This is a genomic window from Promicromonospora sp. MEB111 (assembly GCF_030209445.1).
Classification (GTDB): domain Bacteria; phylum Actinomycetota; class Actinomycetes; order Actinomycetales; family Cellulomonadaceae; genus Promicromonospora.
This window is the reverse complement of sequence record NZ_JARVSD010000012.1, coordinates 219,866-238,207: the sequence shown is the minus strand read 5'-3', so window position 1 is coordinate 238,207 and position 18,342 is coordinate 219,866. Positions and strand designations below refer to the sequence as shown.

19 protein-coding genes are annotated in these 18,342 nt (G+C 72.5%); 12 read left to right on the top strand and 7 right to left on the bottom strand.

Features of this window, described 5'->3' with window-relative positions:
- The first annotated feature begins 210 nt into the window (after positions 1 to 210).
- Positions 211 to 1,473 (top strand): hypothetical protein, encoded by a 1,263-nt coding sequence (locus QRN56_RS15700; protein WP_285104764.1) that lies wholly within the window; start codon positions 211 to 213, stop codon positions 1,471 to 1,473.
- Here the strand turns inward: QRN56_RS15700 and QRN56_RS15695 are convergent.
- Complete coding sequence (locus QRN56_RS15695) at positions 1,463 to 2,392, bottom strand: aminoglycoside phosphotransferase family protein (RefSeq protein WP_285104762.1); 930 nt, start codon at positions 2,390 to 2,392, stop codon at positions 1,463 to 1,465. The genes QRN56_RS15700 and QRN56_RS15695 overlap by 11 nt on opposite strands.
- An 87-nt stretch (positions 2,393 to 2,479) precedes the next feature.
- On the opposite strand from QRN56_RS15695, the gene QRN56_RS15690 reads away from it, so the two are divergent.
- The 3 genes from QRN56_RS15690 to QRN56_RS15680 all read left to right on the top strand — a co-directional run bounded on the left by QRN56_RS15690 (position 2,480) and on the right by QRN56_RS15680 (position 6,063).
- Entirely contained in the window at positions 2,480 to 2,944 is a 465-nt protein-coding gene (locus tag QRN56_RS15690) for a helix-turn-helix transcriptional regulator (RefSeq protein ID WP_285104760.1), read from the top strand.
- Between the two features lie 5 nt (positions 2,945 to 2,949).
- Positions 2,950 to 3,381: a VOC family protein gene (locus QRN56_RS15685; RefSeq protein ID WP_285104758.1), complete on the top strand. Its 432-nt coding sequence runs from the start codon at positions 2,950 to 2,952 to the stop codon at positions 3,379 to 3,381.
- A gap of 213 nt (positions 3,382 to 3,594) precedes the next feature.
- Entirely contained in the window at positions 3,595 to 6,063 is a 2,469-nt protein-coding gene (locus QRN56_RS15680) for an ATP-binding cassette domain-containing protein (protein ID WP_285104756.1), read from the top strand.
- A 7-nt stretch (positions 6,064 to 6,070) separates the two neighbouring features.
- Here QRN56_RS15680 and QRN56_RS15675 read toward each other — a convergent pair whose 3' ends face one another.
- Positions 6,071 to 6,760, bottom strand: coding sequence for a response regulator (locus QRN56_RS15675; protein WP_285104754.1), 690 nt, complete (start codon positions 6,758 to 6,760; stop codon positions 6,071 to 6,073).
- A gap of 173 nt (positions 6,761 to 6,933) precedes the next feature.
- Here QRN56_RS15675 and QRN56_RS15670 point away from each other — a divergent pair, with 173 nt between their 5' ends.
- Positions 6,934 to 8,211: a sensor histidine kinase gene (locus QRN56_RS15670; RefSeq protein ID WP_285104753.1), complete on the top strand. Its 1,278-nt coding sequence runs from the start codon at positions 6,934 to 6,936 to the stop codon at positions 8,209 to 8,211.
- Here the strand turns inward: QRN56_RS15670 and QRN56_RS27695 are convergent.
- Positions 8,165 to 8,275, bottom strand: coding sequence for a hypothetical protein (locus QRN56_RS27695; RefSeq protein ID WP_502928808.1), 111 nt, complete (start codon positions 8,273 to 8,275; stop codon positions 8,165 to 8,167). The genes QRN56_RS15670 and QRN56_RS27695 overlap by 47 nt on opposite strands.
- On the opposite strand from QRN56_RS27695, the gene QRN56_RS15665 reads away from it, so the two are divergent.
- On the top strand, positions 8,274 to 9,356 hold the full coding sequence (locus QRN56_RS15665; RefSeq protein WP_285104751.1) for a fatty acid desaturase family protein: 1,083 nt from the start codon (positions 8,274 to 8,276) through the stop codon (positions 9,354 to 9,356). The genes QRN56_RS27695 and QRN56_RS15665 overlap by 2 nt on opposite strands.
- 37 nt (positions 9,357 to 9,393) lie before the next feature.
- Here QRN56_RS15665 and QRN56_RS15660 read toward each other — a convergent pair whose 3' ends face one another.
- Positions 9,394 to 10,263: an NmrA family NAD(P)-binding protein gene (locus QRN56_RS15660; protein WP_285104749.1), complete on the bottom strand. Its 870-nt coding sequence runs from the start codon at positions 10,261 to 10,263 to the stop codon at positions 9,394 to 9,396.
- A 32-nt stretch (positions 10,264 to 10,295) separates the two neighbouring features.
- Positions 10,296 to 11,204 carry an oxidoreductase gene (locus tag QRN56_RS15655; RefSeq protein ID WP_285104748.1) on the bottom strand — a complete coding sequence of 303 codons (909 nt, stop codon included), beginning with the start codon at positions 11,202 to 11,204 and terminating at the stop codon, positions 10,296 to 10,298.
- A gap of 120 nt (positions 11,205 to 11,324) precedes the next feature.
- On the opposite strand from QRN56_RS15655, the gene QRN56_RS15650 reads away from it, so the two are divergent.
- The 3 genes from QRN56_RS15650 (at position 11,325) to QRN56_RS15640 (ending at position 12,884) form a co-directional block, all read left to right on the top strand.
- Positions 11,325 to 11,984 (top strand): helix-turn-helix domain-containing protein, encoded by a 660-nt coding sequence (locus QRN56_RS15650; RefSeq protein WP_285104746.1) that lies wholly within the window; start codon positions 11,325 to 11,327, stop codon positions 11,982 to 11,984.
- A 78-nt stretch (positions 11,985 to 12,062) separates the two neighbouring features.
- Positions 12,063 to 12,482: an MmcQ/YjbR family DNA-binding protein gene (locus tag QRN56_RS15645; protein WP_285104744.1), complete on the top strand. Its 420-nt coding sequence runs from the start codon at positions 12,063 to 12,065 to the stop codon at positions 12,480 to 12,482.
- A 9-nt stretch (positions 12,483 to 12,491) separates the two neighbouring features.
- Positions 12,492 to 12,884 (top strand): YybH family protein, encoded by a 393-nt coding sequence (locus tag QRN56_RS15640; RefSeq protein WP_285104742.1) that lies wholly within the window; start codon positions 12,492 to 12,494, stop codon positions 12,882 to 12,884.
- An 18-nt stretch (positions 12,885 to 12,902) separates the two neighbouring features.
- Here the strand turns inward: QRN56_RS15640 and QRN56_RS15635 are convergent, their stop codons facing one another.
- The gene (locus tag QRN56_RS15635) at positions 12,903 to 13,895 is read right to left on the bottom strand and encodes an NAD(P)-dependent oxidoreductase (RefSeq protein WP_285104741.1); all 993 of its coding nucleotides are present in this window, start codon (positions 13,893 to 13,895) and stop codon (positions 12,903 to 12,905) included.
- 828 nt (positions 13,896 to 14,723) lie between these two features.
- On the opposite strand from QRN56_RS15635, the gene QRN56_RS15630 reads away from it, so the two are divergent.
- Positions 14,724 to 15,362 (top strand): TOPRIM nucleotidyl transferase/hydrolase domain-containing protein, encoded by a 639-nt coding sequence (locus QRN56_RS15630; protein WP_285104739.1) that lies wholly within the window; start codon positions 14,724 to 14,726, stop codon positions 15,360 to 15,362.
- A gap of 95 nt (positions 15,363 to 15,457) precedes the next feature.
- Here the strand turns inward: QRN56_RS15630 and QRN56_RS15625 are convergent, their stop codons facing one another.
- Entirely contained in the window at positions 15,458 to 16,504 is a 1,047-nt protein-coding gene (locus QRN56_RS15625) for an alcohol dehydrogenase catalytic domain-containing protein (RefSeq protein ID WP_285104738.1), read from the bottom strand.
- 248 nt (positions 16,505 to 16,752) lie between these two features.
- Here QRN56_RS15625 and QRN56_RS15620 point away from each other — a divergent pair, with 248 nt between their 5' ends.
- Entirely contained in the window at positions 16,753 to 17,784 is a 1,032-nt protein-coding gene (locus tag QRN56_RS15620) for a tyrosine-type recombinase/integrase (RefSeq protein ID WP_285104736.1), read from the top strand.
- A gap of 167 nt (positions 17,785 to 17,951) precedes the next feature.
- A complete protein-coding gene (locus tag QRN56_RS15615) occupies positions 17,952 to 18,329 on the top strand; it encodes a response regulator (protein WP_285104734.1) in 378 nt (125 codons plus the stop codon).
- Positions 18,330 to 18,342 lie beyond the last annotated feature (13 nt).

Sequence of the window (18,342 nt, the reverse complement as noted above, 5' to 3'; positions counted from 1 at the left end):
GGCCCGATTTGTTCCCGGTCGGGCGCTCCGACCTGCGGCGTTCCTACGGAGCTGGTGTGGTGTTCCTGCGTTGACCCTGCTGCGTCCATCCGGCGGAGTTCACCCGGTCCCACGGGCCCGTCCGGGAGCGGCCCGGGCTAACCTCGGCTGGGAAGACCGCCAAGAAAGACCGCCGACAGGACGACGAAGCCCCGAGGAAGGCGAGCCCGGATGCGACGACGAATCGTGGGCGCCCTGGCAGCAGCGCTGGTGCTGGCGGCGACACCCCTGCCCGCGCACGCCGCGCCCGGCGACCCCGCACCCGGCTGGCCCACGCAGCGCAGCGGCGGCACCTGGTCGGCGGCGGTCTCCCAGTCGGGCCGGGTGCACACCGTCGCGCACCCCGTGCCGGGCGAGGGTTACGAGGTCCTCAGCCTGGGCTCGACGTACAACGGGACCTGGCCCGTCCCGACCGAGATCCCCGGGTACGGCGGCAGCGTCCGTGCCGGGTCCGGCGCGTACGGGATCGCCGTCTCCTCCGGGCCCGACTCGTCCCTGGTGTCCCGCGAGTTCGTCGGCGGACGGTGGACCGCGCCCGAGACGATCGGTGAGCTCGACCACGCCACCAGCTTCGTCACCACCACCGACGGCGACGCCGTCGTCGTCTGGCGGGCTCCCGACGGCCTCATGGCGGGCCTGCACCCGCGGGGCGGGACCTGGACGACGCTCCCGGTCACCGGTGTGCCCGAGAACGGGTACTTCGCCGCGACCATCAACGACGCCGGCAAGGTGACCGTCGTCTGGGCCGAGGCCACCGGCACCACCACCCAGGCCGTCCGGCGCACCGTGCTCCGCCCCGGCGCCACCACCTGGACCGCACCACAGACCCTCGGCACCGTCTCGCCCACCGGCGGGGCACCCCGCATCGTGAGCGACGGCCAGGGCCGCGAGACGATCACCGCGGGCGACAAGCTCTGGCGGCAGCAGACCACGAGCTCCACGCCCTCCTACGCCTTCGCCGTGGGCCGGGACGCCGAGCTCGCCGCGGGCACCACCCACACCCGCGTCGTCTGGCCCTACCGGAACGGCCGCTACCTGTCCGTCCGCACCCGCCACTTCACGCAGACCTCCACCACGCAGGGCTGGGGCCCCACCACCACCGTGTGGGCCACGACCTTCCCCACCACCGTGCCCGTGCGCTGCCGGGAGCACATCAACCTCGGCCTCGGCATGGCACCCGCAGGCCGCTCCTACGTCGCCCTCGGTGTCGTCGCCGACTCCAGCAGCACCGCGTGCAGCGGCAACAAGGCCCGCCTGGTGACCCTCGACCGCACCAGCACACCCCTGAACGACGTCGCCATCGGGGGCTACTTCAACGGCACCGGGTTCGGCGTCACGGTCAACGCCCGCGGCCCCGTCGCCGTCAGCCACCAGGCCGACGGCGCGGACAACGGCTGGGGCGACACCAACTACCTGCAGTTCTTCAGCCGCTGAGCCGCTCGGCGAGCTCCCGGGCCCGCCGACGGATACGAGCTGTACCGGCTGGACCGTTGTAGGCCGCGTACGACGGCCACTGGAAGACCAGGATCGCCAGCTCCTCCAACGCCAGGCACCTACGGAACTCGTCGACGTCCTGCGCGCCACCTCGTCGGGCGGTCCGCGCCAGGTACTCCTCGACGAGGGCGGCCGGGACACGAGCACCCGACGGGGTAGCCCGGACACTGAGCAACGCGAGGTCCGACGTCGCCCGCCCGATACCGGCCGCCTGCCAGTCGCAGAACACCGGAGTGTCGTGCCCGCCAGCCTGTTCGTGCACGACGTTCCCGGTATGACAGTCACCGTGGACGAACACCGAAGGCACAGTCCGGAGGCGGTCAACCACCGCGGTCCTGCCTTCGAGCAGGTCATCGAGCTGCGGAAGATGACCGGACCAGAACTCGACGACAGGGCCGAGGTCCGAGACCGCGAGCGCCGACAACAGGTCGTCAGCGCGTCCCCAGTCGCCCGCGGGAAGTGGCATCCCGTGCAGCCGGGCCAGCTCCCGGCCGAGCAATCGCCACCGGTCCCGGGACCAGGCAGTGACGGCCAGCTGTTCGCCGGCGTCCTCGAGAAGGAGCGCGACGCCCTCGTCGAGGATCAGCACGTCCAGCAGCGCAGGCGTGGACACGGGGGCAGCCGGTGCCACGCCGCGGTAGAACCTCAGCTCCCGCTCCGCCTCGGCGCGGGAGCGACCGACGTCGGCGGCGGTGACCTTCAGATACGCCCGGCCACCACCCGTCAGCCCCACACGATGAACGCCCGCACCCGAACGAGCGTCGGCGGGCGATGCGCCATCTGACAGGCGCAGGCCGAACCTCTCGAGGGCCGAGGCCAACACATCCTGCTGCGACCGATCTCGCGACGGGGGAGGCATCCGGTCAACGTACATTGACCCACTGACAAGCCGGGCGGAGCGCTGTCGGCCGCGATCAAGGCGGCACGACATGACAGCATCACGTGCGTGACGAACAACGCCGACGACGCCGAGCACCTGCGCACCCTCGCGCTCCTGCGACGCGTCCGCGACCGCATGGACCGCGAGTACACCCAGCCCCTGGACGTCGCGGCGCTCGCGGCCGGGGTGCACATGTCGGCCGGGCACCTGTCGCGCCAGTTCAAGGCCGCCTACGGTGAGTCCCCGTACAGCTACCTGATGACCCGGCGGATCGAGCGCGCCATGATGCTCCTGCGCCGGGGCGACCTGAGCGTGACCGAGGTCTGCTTCGCGGTGGGCTGCTCGTCGCTGGGGACGTTCAGCACGCGGTTCACCGAGCTGGTCGGGGTGCCGCCGAGCGTGTACCGCGCCGACCCCGTGCTCGCGGGCGCACAGGTCGACACCGGGGGCCTGCCGGCGTGCATCGCCAAGCAGGTGACCAGGCCCGTCAGGAATCGAGAAGCGCGACCCCCGGGTCGGGACCTAGCGTGACCGTCATGAGCACACAGACGAGCAAGAGCACGGGGCTGACGATCCACCAGACCTTCCTGCCGCACACCGACCCGGAGGCGTCCCTGGCGTTCTACCGGGACGCGCTGGGCTTCGAGGTCTTCCTCGACGTCGGGCAGGGTGACATGCGCTGGATCACGGTCGGCCCGGCGGACCAGCCGGACACCTCGATCGTGCTGACGCCGCCGGGGGCCGACCCGGGCGTCACCGAGGACGAGCGCCGCACGGTCGCCGAGATGATGGCCAAGGGCACCTACGCCGCCGTCATCCTGGGCGCCACCGACCTGGAGGCGACGTTCGAGCGGGTGCAGGCCAGCGGTGCGGAGGTCATGCAGGAGCCGGTCGACCAGCCGTACGGGTTCCGCGACTGCGCGTTCCGCGACCCGGCGGGCAACACCGTCCGCATCAAGCAGCTCTGAGCGGGCCGCCATGTGCGTCCCCGGGCTGGCGGCCTACCTCCGGGCGGCCGGGACCCACCTGTCCGACATCGAGCTGACTGACATCGAGCTGACTGACACGGACTTGACCGACACCGCGCCGACGAGCACCGCGCCGGCCGGCACCGGAGCATCCGAGGGACCCCGGCCCGTGCTGGTGTCCGCCTCAGGTACCACTGCCACGGAAGGCCGAGCATGAACACGGCGAGCACTGCCACCAGCACCACCGCCCGCACCGGCACGGACGCACCGTCGTCCGGTGCCCACCCGGCGGACACCCACGACCTGATCCGGGTGCACGGCGCGCGGGAGAACAACCTGCGGGACGTGGACCTGGAGATCCCCAAGCGCCGGCTGACGGTGTTCACCGGGGTCTCGGGCTCGGGCAAGAGCTCGCTGGTGTTCGCGACCATCGCCGCCGAGTCGCAGCGGATGATCAACGAGACCTACAGCGCGTTCGTGCAGGGCCTCATGCCGTCGCTGTCGCGGCCGGACGTGGACCTCCTGGAGGGGCTGACGACGGCGATCGTCGTGGGCCAGGAGCGGCTGGGCGCCAACCCGCGATCCACGCTCGGCACGGTGACCGACACCAACGCGCTGCTGCGGCTGCTGTTCAGCCGCCTGGGTACGCCGTCGGCCGGACCGGCGGTCGCGTACTCGTTCAACATCCCGGCCCGTACGGCGAGCGGGGTGATGACGTCGTCCACGGGCGAGAAGCAGATCGTGCGCGAGGCGACGTACCACGGCGGGATGTGCCCGCGCTGCGAGGGCCGGGGCACGGTGTCGGACATCGACCTGGGCGAGCTCGTCGACGAGGACAAGTCGCTCAACGAGGGCGCGATCACCGTGCCCGGGTACAAGGCGGGCGGCTGGTCGGTGCGGTTCTTCACGGAGTCGGGGTACCTCGACGGTGACAAGCCGGTCCGCGACTACAACGAGACCGAGCGGCACGACTTCCTGTACCGGGACGCGACCAAGCGCAAGATCGGCGGCGCCAACCTGACCTACGAGGGCCTGGTCCCGCAGGTGCGGCGCTCGATGCTCGCCAAGGACCGCGACGCGCTGCAGCCGCACCTGCGCGCCTTCGTGGACCGGGCGGTCACGTTCATCACCTGCCCCGACTGCGGCGGCACCCGCCTGGCCGAGGCCGCGCTGGCATCGAAGATCAAGGGCGTCAACATCGCCGACGCGTGCGCCATGCAGATCGGCGACCTGGCCGACTGGGTGCGCGGCCTGGACGAGCCGTCCGTCGCGCCGCTGCTGGGCAACCTGCAGAACCTGCTGGACAAGTTCGTCGAGATCGGGCTGGGCTACCTGTCGCTGGACCGGCCCTCGGGCACGCTGTCCGGCGGCGAGGCGCAGCGCACCAAGCTGATCAGCCACCTCGGCTCGGCGCTCACGGACATCACCTACGTGTTCGACGAGCCCACGATCGGCCTGCACCCGCACGACATCCAGCGGATGAACGACCTGCTGCTCCAGCTGCGGGACAAGGGCAACACCGTGCTGGTCGTGGAGCACAAGCCGGAGACGATCACGATCGCCGACCACGTCGTCGACCTCGGGCCGGGCGCGGGCAGCGCGGGTGGCACAGTGTGCTTCGAGGGCAGCGTCGAGGAGCTGCTCTCCAGCGGCACGCTGACCGGCCGGCACCTGGAGGACCGGGCCTCGCTCAAGGAGTCCCCGCGCGCCGCCACGGGCGCCCTGGAGATCCGCGGCGCGAACACCCACAACCTGCGCGACGTCGACGTCGACGTGCCGCTGGGCGTGCTGTGCGTCGTGACCGGTGTCGCGGGGTCGGGCAAGAGCTCCCTGATCCACGGCAGCCTCGCGGGACGCGACGGCGTGGTCGTGGTGGACCAGGCCGCGATCAAGGGCTCGCGCCGGTCAAACCCCGCCACGTACACCGGGCTGCTGGAGCCGATCCGCAAGGCGTTCGCCAAGGCCAACGGCGTCAAGCCCGCGCTGTTCAGCGCCAACTCCGAGGGCGCGTGCCCCACCTGCAACGGTGCGGGCGTGGTCTACACCCAGCTCGGCTTCATGGACACCGTGGCCACCACGTGCGAGGAGTGCGAGGGCAAGCGGTTCCAGGCGGCGGTGCTGGAGTACAAGCTGGGCGGCTCGGGCGACGGCCCTGACGGCGACGGCGGGACCGACGGCGGGAAGGACATCGCCGAGGTGCTGGCGATGTCGGTGGCCGAGGCCGAGGAGTTCTTCGGGTCCGGTTCCGCTCGTACCCCGGCGGCGCACAAGATCCTGGAGCGCCTGTCCGACGTCGGGCTGGGGTACCTGAAGATCGGCCAGCCCCTGACCACGCTGTCCGGGGGTGAGCGGCAGCGCCTCAAGCTCGCCACGTACCTGGGCGAGGACGGCGGCGTCTACGTGCTGGACGAGCCCACGGCGGGCCTGCACCTGGCCGACGTCGAGAACCTCCTGGCCCTGCTGGACCGCCTGGTCGCGTCGGGCAAGTCCGTCGTGGTCATCGAGCACCACCAGGCCGTCATGGCGCACGCCGACTGGATCATCGACCTGGGCCCGGGCGCGGGGCACGACGGCGGCCGGGTCGTCTTCGAGGGCACGCCCACCGACCTGGTGGCCCGGGCCAAGGCCGGTGAGCCGACCCTGACCGGTCAGCACCTGGCCGAGTACGTCCGCACCTCCTGACACGCCCTCAGCGGCCGGCGCGCACCAGGCCGGACTCGTAGGCGCAGACCACCATCTGCGTCCGGTCGCGCAGGGCGAGCTTGTTCAGGATGCGCGAGACGTGCGTCTTGACCGTCTGCTCGGCGAGGTGCAGCTCGGTCGCGATCTCGGCGTTGGACCGTCCGGCGGCCACGGCCTTCATGACGTCGAGCTCACGGTCGGTCAGCCCGCCCAGGGTGGCCGCCACCGAGGCGGGCGTGGCCGGGCGCGCGGCATAGTCCGCGATCAGGGCCCGGGTGATCCTGGGGGACAGGAGCGCCTCGCCGGCCGCCACGATCCGGACGGCGTGGGTGAGCTCCTCGGGCGGCGAGTCCTTGAGCAGGAACCCGCTCGCACCCGCGCGCAGCGCCGAGAACACGTACTCGTCGGCGTCGAACGTGGTCAGCATGATCACCTTGGGCGGGGTGCCGGGCATCGCCAGGATCGTGCGGGCGGCGTCCAGGCCGTTGACCTTGGGCATGCGGATGTCCATCAGCACCACGTCGGGCTGCACCCGCCGCACGACGTCGCCGATCCCGGCGCCGTCGTCGCTCGTGCCGACCACCGTGATCCCCTCGTGCGCGTTCAGGAGGGCCTCGAACCCGGCGCGGATCATCGACTGGTCGTCGACGATGAGCACCCGGATGTCGCGCCCGGCGACGTCGGGAGGTGGTGGCATGGGGACAACCTAACCGGAAGGCCGACCACGACCCGAAAGCACGACCCGAAAACGCGGCCCGAAAACGATCCCCGGAGGGCGGGAGACACGGGGTGGCGGACACCCGAAAGTATGACGCCGGGTCCGTCGTACGGGTGACGCGCCGCGGGGCACGACCGCATAGCCTGCGGGTGATGGATCACCCACCCGAGACGCCGCCGCGGCCGCGTTCCCTCAACCGGCTGCGCTCGCTGACCCGCCTGGACGTCAGCGCGGCCTCGATCGCCCGGCGCGAGGTCGTGTGGCTGTGGTCGCTGGTGTCGATCGCGGCCGTCACGCTGGTCGCCGTCGGCTGGCCCGTGACCGCGTCCGGGTACGGCACCCACCCGGCAGCCGCCATGGCCTTCACGCTGGTCAACTGCGCCGCCGCGATCCTGGCGGTGCGGTGGCCGTGGGCCGGGCTAGGCGCCTCGGTCGCGGGCGCCCTGCCCCTGATGATCGTCACCGCCGGCGCCGGCCCCGAGTGGCCCTGGCCGTGGCCGGTCACGGTGCTGCTCGCACACTGCCTGACGGTGTTCGTGCTGGCCTTGCGCCACTCCTGGTACTGGGCGGCCTCCCTGTGGTCGGCCGGGGCGATGCTGACCGTGTGGGCGCCCGCGGTCCTCGACGACGGCGGGCACCCGTCGGCCTTCGCGAACGGCGTCGTGCTGGTCTCCCTGAGCGGCGGCTTCGCGCTGGTCGGTGTGATCGTGCGGCTGTGGAGCCTGAGCGTGCTGCGCATGGAGCAGGCCGAGCGGCTCAGCGCCGCCGAGAAGAGCCGGCGCCGGGAGCTGGAGGAACGCAACCGGATCGCGCGCGAGCTGCACGACGTCGTCGCGCACAGCATGTCGGTCATCACCGTCCAGGCGTCCACGGCGCGCTACCGGCAGCCCGGCCTCGACGAGGCGGTGCAGCGTGAGTTCGAGGAGATCGCCTCCTCCTCCCGGCGTGCGCTGGGGGAGATGCGCGGGCTGCTCGGCATCCTGCGCGGCCACGACACGGCGCCCACCGCGCCCCTGCCGGGCCTGTCCGACGTCACGGGGCTGGTCGAGTCCACCCGCGCCTCCGGCGTGGCGATCACCTACGACGCCGACGACCCGGAGGCACAGGCCGGCACGGAGGTGCCCGAGGTCGTCGGGCTCACGGCGTTCCGCGTGGTCCAGGAGGCGCTGAGCAACGCCCTGCGGCACGCCCCGGGCTCCGCGATCGCCGTGACCATCACCGGCGACGGGCACAAGCTGCGGGTCGCCGTCACCAACACGCCCCCCGACCGCGACGACGAGCCCACCCCGGGTGCCCGCCTGGGCCTGGCCGGTATCCGCGAGCGCGTCGCGGCGCTCGGCGGCACGGTCACGGCCGGCCCCACGCTCGACGGCGGCTTCGAGCTCACCGCGACCCTGCCCGTCGAGGACCCTGACCCACTACCTGCGTAGGGGGTGAGATTGGCTCCTGCGGGGGACGCGCGGTGCACGACCGTGTTCCTAGGTTGACGCCCATGACGACCGAAGCCCCGCCCCGCCCGGCCCGCCAACGACGCACGGCCCGCAACGCGCAGACCAACGACTACTTCGAGCTCGTCGAACGCGCCAACGCCGCGGGCCTGATGGGACGTCGCGTCGGCTGGTACGTCGGCCGCACCCTCGCGTTCACGGCGGCCCTCGCGGTCGCGTTCGTGCTGCTGCTCACCCTGGGCGACACGTGGTGGCAGCTCGCGGTGGCGGCGCTGTTCGGCGTCGTGTTCACCCAGGGTGCCTTCCTCGCCCACGACGGCGGCCACCAGCAGATCTTCAGCTCCGGGCGGCGCAACGAGTGGTTCTCCCGGATCATCGGCAACCTCGGCGTCGGGCTCAGCATCGGCTGGTGGAACCGCAAGCACAACAAGCACCACGGCAACCCCAACGTGATCGGCAAGGACGGCGACATCGCCACGGGAGCGCTCGTGTTCGTACCGGGGGAGGAGGCCGGGCGCACCGGGTTCCTCGGCTGGGTCACCCGGCGGCAGGGCTGGCTGTTCTTCCCGATGCTGGCGCTGTTCGGCCCGGTGCTCCACGCGAACTCGGTCCAGACGCTCGCCACGACCCCGGCGATCAAGCACCGCGCGGCGGAGAGCGTGCTCCTGGGCGTCCGGCTCATCGGGTTCCCCACCCTCGTGCTGCTCACCCTCGGCCCGGTGCTCGGCACGGCCTTCATGCTGGTCCAGCTCGCCACCTTCGGCGTGTACATGGGCGCCACCTTCGCCCCCAACCACAAGGGCATGCCGCTGCTGCCCAAGGACCTCGAGATCGACTTCCTGCGCCGCCAGGTCCTCACATCGCGCAACATCCGCGGCGGACGGTTCGTCGCATGGGCCATGGGCGGCCTGAACTACCAGGTCGAGCACCACGTCTTCCCGCGGATGCCCAGCGTCAACCTCCGCCAGGTCCGCCCCATCGTGCAGGAGTTCTGCGCCGAGCGCGGCATCCCCTACACCGAGACCGGGCTGTTCGAGTCGTACGGGATCATCGTCGAGTACCTCAACCGCGTCGGCCTCGGCCACGCCGACCCCATGGACTGCCCGATCGTCGCGCAGTACCGGTAGCCCGTCGGACAGGTAGCGCCGGGTGGTGCGGACCGGCTCAGGCGGTCGCGCGGACGACGTCGTCCACCGACAACGGCGCCCGGCCCGTGAGCCGCAGCACCTCGTGCGACACCCCGCCCCAGCGGTCCTCACGGATCGAGGCGAACATGCTGCAGTACGCGTATGTCCACCACGGGTCCTCGCCGGCCCTGGCCAGCTCCTCGGCCAGGGCCGGCGGCGGCACGTCGGTGTACCGCACCGGCCGCCCCGCGATCCCGCTCAGCACCTGGGCCACGCCGTCGAGGGTGGACGATTCCGGCCCGGTCAGGTCATGGTGCCGCCCGCTCGGCGGCAGCAGCGCCAGCGCCGCCAGGCAGCGTCCGACGTCCGACCGCGAGACCAGCGACACCCGACCGCCCCCGGCGGGGACCCGCAGCTCACCCGAACGCAGCGCCGGACGCAGGAACGCCGCGAAGAACTCCGTGAACAACGACGCCCGAGCGAACGAGAACGGCAGCCCGCTGCCCTCCAGCAGCCGCTCCGTCCACCCGTTGGTGAACGCGTAGCAGAACGGCGAGACCAGGTCGGCGTCCACCCCGCTCAGGTACACCACGTGCCCCACCCCGGCGTCGACGGCGGCCCGCACCACGTTCCGGTGCTGCACCATCATCCGGGCGGCCTCACCGTCCCCGGACACGAACACCAGCACGTCGACCCCGCCCAGCGCCGCCACCAGCGACCCCGGCTCGTCGTAGTCCGCACGCACCGCGGTCACCACGCCCGACCGCCGCACCCGCTCGGTCAACCTCGCCGGCACCACCTCCGGACGACGCGCCAGCGCCACGACATGGTGCCCGGCGCTCGCGGCCAGGAGATTGACGACCTGACTGCCGAGCGTGCCGGTCGAGCCGGTGACCGCGATCCTCACGGCGGTCACGCTACCCGGCCCCAGGTGCCGGACTAGGCGATCCCGTCCAGCACCGCCAGCTCCTCCCCGGTGAGCCGCAGGGCGCTCGCGGCGACGTTCTCCTCCAGGTGCGCCACGCTGCCCGTGCCGGGAATCGCCAGGACGTGTGGGCCGCGGTGCAGGGTCCAGGCCAGCCGGACCTGCGCCGGGGTGGCACCGTGCGCCGCGGCGACCGCCTCGACCTCTGCCCGGCCCGTGTCGTCGTGGCCACCCGCCGGCGAGGCACCCGGGACCGCCGCCCCGACGGCGAAGAACGGCACGAACGCGATGCCGCGCTCGCCGCAGAGGGTGACCAGGTCGTCGTCCTCCCGGTGCGTGAGGCCGTACTGGTTCTGCACGCACACCACCGGCGCGATGGTCAGCGCCTCGGTGAGCTGCTCGGCCAGGACGTTGGAGACGCCGAGGTGCCGGATCAGACCCGCCTCGCGCAGCTCCGCGAGGGCACCGAAGTGCTCCGCGACCGACTCGACCGCGCGTCCCTCGCCCGCCATCCGCGTGCCCCAGCGCAGGTTCACGACGTCGAGGTGGTCGCGGCCGAGCTGGCGCAGGTTCTCCTCGACCTGGCCACGGAGCTGGTCGGGGCGCGCCATGGGCTCCATCTGCCCGTCACGCGACCGGGCGGGGCCCACCTTCGTGGTGATCACCAGGTCGTCGCCGTAGGGCTGCAGGGCGGTGCTGATCAGCTCGTTCGCCGAGCGGGTGGGCGTGAAGTAGAACGCGGCGGTGTCGATGTGGTTCACGCCGAGCTCCACGGCCCGGCGCAGCACGGCGAGCGCCGAGCCGCGCTCGCGGGGCTTCTCGTCCCAGGGCATGCCCATCAGCCGCATGGCGCCCAGCCCGATCCGGTTGACCGTGCGGTCGCCGAGCTGCCAGGTGGTGGGGGCGGTCGTCTCAGTGGTCATCTCTGTGCTCATGGAGCCAGCCTCACGCCGCGCCCACCCGATCCCGCGGCGATGGCAGGTTGTTGCCGCTCCGGCGTCCGCGCCTGGTGCGGTGCCGCGCCGCCAGGCATGATCGACGTCATGCAGACGGGCGAGGTGGTCACCATCGTGCACGGCGAGCGCGAGCTCATGGAGCGCACCGCGCACCTGATGGCCTCCGCCACCGACGTCGCCTGCGCAGCCAACGACCTCGCCACCTGGGCCAGGGCGCAGGCGTCGGGCGAGCTCGCCGAGGCGATGAGGATCCGCCGACCCGGCGACGTCCGCATCCGCAAGGTGTACCGCTCCGCGCTGCTGCTGGACCCCGTCGCCGCCCAGGGCCTGGCCCGGGACCGCGACCGCCACGGCGCGCAGGTTCGCATCACGAGCGACGAGATCAACGAGACGATCATCCTCGACCGCCGCCTCGTCGTCCTCGCCGGCGACGTCCGCGCCGGGCAGCGCAGCTACAGCGTGATCACCCAGCGCGAGACCGTCCAGGGCGTCACGTCCCTGTTCGAGGCCGCATGGCGGTCCGCCACCGAGCTGGACGTCTACGACAACCGGATCGCCGAGATCCGCCAGCTCGCACCCCAGGTCCTGGACCTGCTCAGCCAGGGGGTCAAGGACGAGACCGCCGCCCGCACGCTCGGACTGGGCGTACGCACCTACCGCCGCCGCGTCGCCGAGCTCATGGACGCCCTCGGCGCCGGGTCCCGCTTCCAGGCCGGGGTCCGCGCCCGGGAGCTCGGGCTCGTCTGACACCCGCCGTCACCGACACCCGCCGCCACTGACACCGCCCTGGCGGGCGTGTCAGTGGCAGGTGCAAGACTCACGCACGTGACCGAACGCGCACCCGTCCCCGTCGACGTCGTCCAGCGGCTCGCCGCGATCCTCGAACGCCTGCCCGAGTGCCACGAGCACGACGCCTGGACGGGCGTCGCCTGGAAGACCAGGGACGCCACCGTCGCCCACGTGTTCGGCGGCGAGGACGGCCTGGTCCGGATCACCCTGCGCGCCGAGCCCGACGAGGTCGCGGCATTCCAGCACCTCGGCCCGCAGTACTTCAAGGCCGACTGGGGCAGCAACGTCGTCGGCCTGATCCTCGACCAGCACACCGACTGGGACGAGCTCACCGAGCTGCTCACCGACTCCTACTGCATCCAGGCCCCACAGCACCTCGCCGACCAGATCGACCGACCCGCACCCCAGCCCACGAACCCGGACCTACCCCAGGCCTCGACCGCACCTGCTGAGTAACCTCGACAGATGACCCGACGCACCACGGTCGAGACGTGGATCCGCGACTACGAACGGCTCTGGCGCACGGCCGGCACCGCCGGCCTCGCCGACCTCTTCACCCCGGACGCCACCTACCAGCCCTCACCCTGGGCACCACCCGTCGTCGGGCTCCCGGCGCTCGCGGAGTTCTGGGAGAGCCACCGCGACGGGCCGGACGAGGAGTTCACGCTGACGGCACAGGTGATCGCCGTCGACGGGCCCACGGCGGTGGTCCGGGTGAACGTGGAGTACCTGGAGCCGGGGGACCGCTGGCGGGACCTGTGGATCCTGGAGCTCGACGACGACGGGCGGTGCAGCGCCTTCGAGGAATGGCCGTTCGCGCCGGGTCAGGACAGCGGGTCCGGTCAGGACGGCCAGTAGCGGCCGTCGGCAGTCCCGTCAGTAGCCGCGGTCCCGGGCGACCGCCGACTCCGGACGCGCACCTGCCCGGATCGCGGTCAGCGCCGCGTCCAGGCCGGCCACGACGTCGGACGGCAGGGTGAGCCCGGAGACATGGGGCGTGATCGTGACGTCGGGCCGCCGCCACAGGGGCGACGACGCCTCCAGCGGCTCCCGCTCGACGACGTCCAGGGTGGCGTGCCGTACCCGGCCGGAGTCGAGTGCGTCCAGGAGCGTGGCGGTGCGGACGGCGGAGCCGCGGCCGATGTTGACCAGGTGCACCCGCTCGAAGGCCCGCAGCAGCCCGGGCGTGATCAGGCCGTCGGTCTGCGGGGTGTGGGGGAGTGCGAGCACCAGGACGTCCGCCTGCGCGGTGTCGAACACCTGTTCGGTGGGCGACGGCGCGCGGGATGTCGTGGGTTCGGGTGATGTCGCGTCGAACGCCTGGGCGAGGGGGAGCACCGCGTCGAAGGCGCGGGCGGGGCGGCCGGTCCGGCTCAGGCCGACGACGCGGTACCCGAGGGTCGCCAGCGTCCCGGCGATCGCCGCGCCCATGGCGCCGGTGCCCACCACGACGGCTGTGCGACGGTCGGGCGACGCGGGTGGCTTCGACGCGTCCCAGGTCGCCGTCGTCGACTGCGCGAGGTAGCGGGCCACCTGCCAGCGTTCGGCGAGGACCCAAGTCAGCACGTACTCGGCGATCCGCCCGGGCATGGTGCCGGTGGTGCGGGTCAGGAGCACGTCGTCCGGCAACGCCGGCGCCAGGTGCTCGACGCCCGCGAAGGGGGAGTGGACCCAGGCAGCGTTCACCACCTGGCCCGGATCCGTCGTGATCGCGAGGGTCGCGTCCCCGTCGGTGACCTCCAGCCCGTGCGAGCGCGCCCATGCGGTGAGCGCGTCGCGCCAGCCCGGGTCGACGTCGTCACCGAGGCGCACGGTGGGACGACGGCGGAGCGTGTCGGCCAGGTCAGGGACGACGGATCGAGAGGTCACCCGGCGATTGTGCCGGTACGGGCAGCCTGGCCGTCGTGGGAACGGTGCCGTCCTGAGAATCGTGGCCCGTGCCGCCGAGGGCTTCGTTATGTCAGCGGGCCTGGTGAACGCCAGGTTCTGGTGCGCGCCACGTACGGGCATCGTCCATGAGCTCGCCGATCAGCGGCGCCTTGCCGGACGGGTGCGACCAGGCGGCCGGCCAGCACGGGCTCGAGCGCGACCCGCCGGGTGTCGAACTCACGCCGCCAGCGGGGGCGTGAGGCTGGCGAGATCGGTGCACGTGCTGAGATCCAGGACCTACCGTGCCAGATCCTCGCTAGATCCGATAATGTACATTATGTCATTTCGGCGCGGAGACAGCCTGGAACCCCCACCTCCAGGCGTGGTGCATCGAGGCACCGACCGGCCCAACGCGACCACCAGCCTCTGAGGCAGCCCACCGAGCCGCGGGCGGACGACCCTTCCCTTTCGAGGCCCGACTTTCTTCGCTTTGAGCCCCGTCAAAGCGAAGAAAGTCGGGCCTCAAAGGTGATCGGGCGACGAGATCAGCGACGAGATCAGCAACCACACCGCGTGCGACCGGCGGTCGGCGGTCGGCGGCGCGTCGATCTCCGATGGGACGTCTCACGCCCAAGCAGAACGCTCCGTCGGCAGGTTCCTCAGCTCACCCAAGGCAGCCCCGCCCCTACCGGCATCCGACGCACAAGAGACTTAAAGCACTGTGTATAGCGCAACACAACTGTCTTCACACAGCAACGAAGATCAACACGGTAGCACCCCGGGAATTAAGCGGCGATCCCCCGCGGCCGAGGCATACGCTCCGAGACGATGAACCTTGCCGGGATACTCGCCGCCTCCACGAGCACCGCCGTGCTCGTGGAGGGCGAGAGCGACCGGGTCGCCGTCGAGACCCTCGCCGCACGGCTGAGCCTCCCCCTCGCCGGCCTCGGCGTGCAGGTCGTCGCCATGGGCGGGATCACCAACATCGGCCACCACCTGGTCGCACTGTCCGGTGAGCACCCGGCGCGCGAGCACGCGGCCGGCCCGCCGGACGTCAGCCCACCCGACACAGATCGCACCGTGCGGGTGGGCGGCCTGTACGACGCCGCCGAGGAGCGCTTCGTGATCAAGGGACTCGACCGCGTCGGCCTCCGCCCTGAGGTCGCGACCACTCCCCTGTCCGAGCACGGATTCTTCCGGTGCGACCGGGACCTCGAGGACGAGCTCATGCAGGCGGTCGGCACCGACGGCTTCCTGGCCCTGATCGAGGCGGAAGGCGAGCTGCGCAGCTTCGAGCGGCTCCGTGGGCAGCCCGCACAGCGCGAGCGCACCACCACCCAGCAGCTGCACCGGTTCATCGGCTCCAAGGGCGGCCGCAAGGAACGCTACGGCCGCCGCCTCGCCGAGGCGCTCCCCCTGGACCGGGTGCCGGCCCCGCTCGACGCGCTGCTGCGCTGGGCCACCTGAGCCGGAGCCGCCTGACGGAGCCCCGCCAGTTGTACGAGCCGCTTGGACGAGCCGCTTGGACGAGCCACGCCAGCCGCGAGCCGCGAGCGCCCCGGTCACGCCCGCCGTGGGTCGAGCACCACCATCCCGGCACGGGGTGCGGAGTCCATCGTCGGCACGAGTGCGGCCGCCTCGGCCATGCCGACGACGCGGTCGAGGAGGTCCTGGGGCCGTAGCGCGCCGGAGGCGACGAGGTCGAGCATCTCCGGGTAGTCGACGGCGGCCATGCCGTGGCTGCCGAGCACGTCGAGCTCCCAGCCGATCACCCGCCCCATCGGTACGCGCGGGCCGCCGTCGACGGGCGGGAAGAGCCCGACCTGGACGTGGCGGCCGCGTCGGCGCAGGCTCAGGATCGCGTCGGCGCAGGTCTGCTCGCTGCCGACGGCGTCGACCGCGACGTGGGCGCCGCCGTCGATCATCTGGTGGACGACGGCGGGGACGTCGAGGCCGTCGGCCAGCACGGTGTGTTCGGCGCCGGCGCGGCGGGCGGCGTCCAGGGCCCCTGCGGAGCGGTCGACGGCGATGACGTGCGCACCGCGGGCCACCGCGATCATGACGGCGCTGAGCCCAACACCGCCCGCGCCGACGACCACCACCCACTCCCCTGCGCGGACCTGTGCGCGCCCGGCCACGGCCCGGTAGGCGGTGGCGAACCGGCAGCCGAGGCTCGCGGCCGCCTCGAACGTGACGTCCTCGGGGATGGCGACGAGGTTGGCGTCGGCCGCGTTGAGCACGACGAGCTCGGCGTACGACCCCCAGTGCGTGAAGCCGGGCTGGGTCTGGTCGGGGCAGACCTGGGCCTGGCCGGTGCGGCACCACTCGCAGGTGCCGCAGCCGCTGACGAACGGCACGGTGACGCGGTCACCCTCGCGCCACCGGGTGACGCCGGCGCCCACCTGGGCGACGGTGCCCGCGAGCTCGTGGCCCGGGACGTGCGGCAGGGCGGGGATGTCGGGGTCGTGGCCGGCCCAGGCGTGCCAGTCGCTCAGGCACAGACCGGTGGCGTGGACGCGGACGACGACGCCGCCGTCGGGGGCCGTCACGTCGGGGACCTCTCGGACGGAGGTGGGGCCCTGGAACTCGTCGAAGAGGATCGCTCGCACGAGCGGATTCAACCACGCGGGGCTGACACGCGACCCGCGTTGCTCACGCCCCCGTCGGCCTCCATCGTGGTGGGGCCGTGCGCCGTGGTGCTGGTGGTGACGCGCCGCCGCGACCTCGCGTGAGGACCGCGGGTCGTGGGGCCTGCTCGGGTCCAGGCCGCGCCGGCTGGCGGCGGTGGTCCCGTCGCAGGTCAGCGGCATATTCCGGCATATCGGGAGTGTCAGTGGTCCCGCTTAGGGTGGCGGTCATGGTCGCTCCTCCGCGCCTCGAGCGCATCACCGTCGACGAAGCCGCCCGCCGCTACCTGGCGGCGGTCGAGGTCGAGACGATCCGCGGTGTCCTGTCCCCCGCCACGGCGCGCAGCTACACGCGTGACGTGACGGAGTTCGGGCGCCTGACGGGCCGCGAGCGGATCCTCGACGACGTCACGGGTGCCGACGTCGACTCCGTGCTGGTGCGGTACCAGTCCGCGCCCGACGCCCGGTACACCGACCCGGACCGCAAGGCCGGGCCCGGGCGCAGCACCGCGACCGTCAACCGGTTCCGGCAGTCGGTCACCCGGTTCTTCGCCTACGCCGCACGGGAGTGCTGGGTGCAGGCCGACCCCATGCAGTGGGCGGCGCCGCCCGCCAAGGTGCGCGGCACCCTGCGCACCGCCCGCACGGCCCTGTCCGCGAGCGCCGCGCGCAGCCTGCTGGCCACCCGCCCGGCGGAGACGCCCGCGCGGACCGACCAGGACCTCGCGCTGCGGGACCGGCTCGTGGTGGCGCTCCTACTGGTCCTGGGGCCGCGCGTGTCGGAGCTGGCCCGCACGGACGTCGACGACGTCGCGCGGGAGCCCGAACGCACGACCTGGCGCATCCGCGGCAAGGGTGGCAACACCCGCACGGTGACCCTGTCCCCGCCGCTGGCGCGCGCCCTGGAGGACTACCTGACGCGCCTGCGGCCCACCCTGGCCGCCAAGCGCCCTCACGACGACGACGCGCAGCGTGCGCTCCTGCTGTCGTGGCGCGGACGGCGCATCGACACCCAGGCCATCCGTGCGCTGCTGGCCCGTGCCGTGAGGCGCATGCCGGCGCCCTACCAGCGCGAGGCCACACCGCACGCCCTGCGGCACACCACCGCGACCCTGCTCGTGGCGGACGGGTGGGACGTGAAGGTGGTCGCCGAGCTGCTCGGGCACGCGTCGATCGCCACCACCGGCGTCTACCTCGACCGCATCGAGGGCGAGCTCGCCGCCGCGATCCGGTCGCATCCCCTGGCGGCCGCCATCGAATGAGGCACGGCACCCTTCCCCGACGCGGTGGTGGGCCGTCATCTGCCCTTCGGCGGAGCGCGGGCACTCACCACCCGTGGCACGATGAGAGCCCGCGAGAAGGACGAACGGCACATGGTGAGGACACTCGGTCCGACGGCATCCGGCACGGCCGCCACGGCGGTCGGGCGTTGAACCGCCGGATACTGGTCGTCGACGACGACGAGGCGATCCGGGACGTCGTGCGTACCGGCCTCGAGGCGGTCGCGGGGTGGTCGGTGCGTGTCGCCTCCAACGGGGCGCAGGCCATCACCCTGTGCAGCGCGGACCCGCCGGACGCCGTCCTGCTGGACGTCATGATGCCCACCATGGACGGACCGACCACGTTCGCCCGGCTGCAGGACGACCCCCGCACGCGCAGCGTCCCCGTGATCCTGCTGACCGCCAAGGTCCAGCCCGTGGAGCGGCGGCAGTACGAGGACCTCGGCGTCGCCGGGGTGCTGGCCAAGCCGTTCGACCCGCTCACGCTGCCCGACCAGATCGCAGACCTCCTCGGCTGGCGCCGCTGACCCGGTCGTCGGG

Excerpts from the sequence above, each read along its gene's own strand:
- QRN56_RS15700 (WP_285104764.1), top strand. The coding sequence starts at position 211 with ATGCGACGACGAATCGTGGGCGCCCTGGCAGCAGCGCTGGTGCTGGCG.
- QRN56_RS15695 (WP_285104762.1), bottom strand. The coding sequence starts at position 2,392 with ATGCCTCCCCCGTCGCGAGATCGGTCGCAGCAGGATGTGTTGGCCTCG.
- QRN56_RS15685 (WP_285104758.1), top strand. The coding sequence starts at position 2,950 with ATGAGCACACAGACGAGCAAGAGCACGGGGCTGACGATCCACCAGACC.
- QRN56_RS15680 (WP_285104756.1), top strand. The coding sequence starts at position 3,595 with ATGAACACGGCGAGCACTGCCACCAGCACCACCGCCCGCACCGGCACG.
- QRN56_RS15675 (WP_285104754.1), bottom strand. The coding sequence starts at position 6,760 with ATGCCACCACCTCCCGACGTCGCCGGGCGCGACATCCGGGTGCTCATC.
- QRN56_RS15670 (WP_285104753.1), top strand. The coding sequence starts at position 6,934 with ATGGATCACCCACCCGAGACGCCGCCGCGGCCGCGTTCCCTCAACCGG.
- QRN56_RS15665 (WP_285104751.1), top strand. The coding sequence starts at position 8,274 with ATGACGACCGAAGCCCCGCCCCGCCCGGCCCGCCAACGACGCACGGCC.
- QRN56_RS27695 (WP_502928808.1), bottom strand. The coding sequence starts at position 8,275 with ATGGGCGTCAACCTAGGAACACGGTCGTGCACCGCGCGTCCCCCGCAG.
- QRN56_RS15655 (WP_285104748.1), bottom strand. The coding sequence starts at position 11,204 with ATGACCACTGAGACGACCGCCCCCACCACCTGGCAGCTCGGCGACCGC.
- QRN56_RS15650 (WP_285104746.1), top strand. The coding sequence starts at position 11,325 with ATGCAGACGGGCGAGGTGGTCACCATCGTGCACGGCGAGCGCGAGCTC.
- QRN56_RS15640 (WP_285104742.1), top strand. The coding sequence starts at position 12,492 with ATGACCCGACGCACCACGGTCGAGACGTGGATCCGCGACTACGAACGG.
- QRN56_RS15630 (WP_285104739.1), top strand. The coding sequence starts at position 14,724 with ATGAACCTTGCCGGGATACTCGCCGCCTCCACGAGCACCGCCGTGCTC.
- QRN56_RS15620 (WP_285104736.1), top strand. The coding sequence starts at position 16,753 with ATGGTCGCTCCTCCGCGCCTCGAGCGCATCACCGTCGACGAAGCCGCC.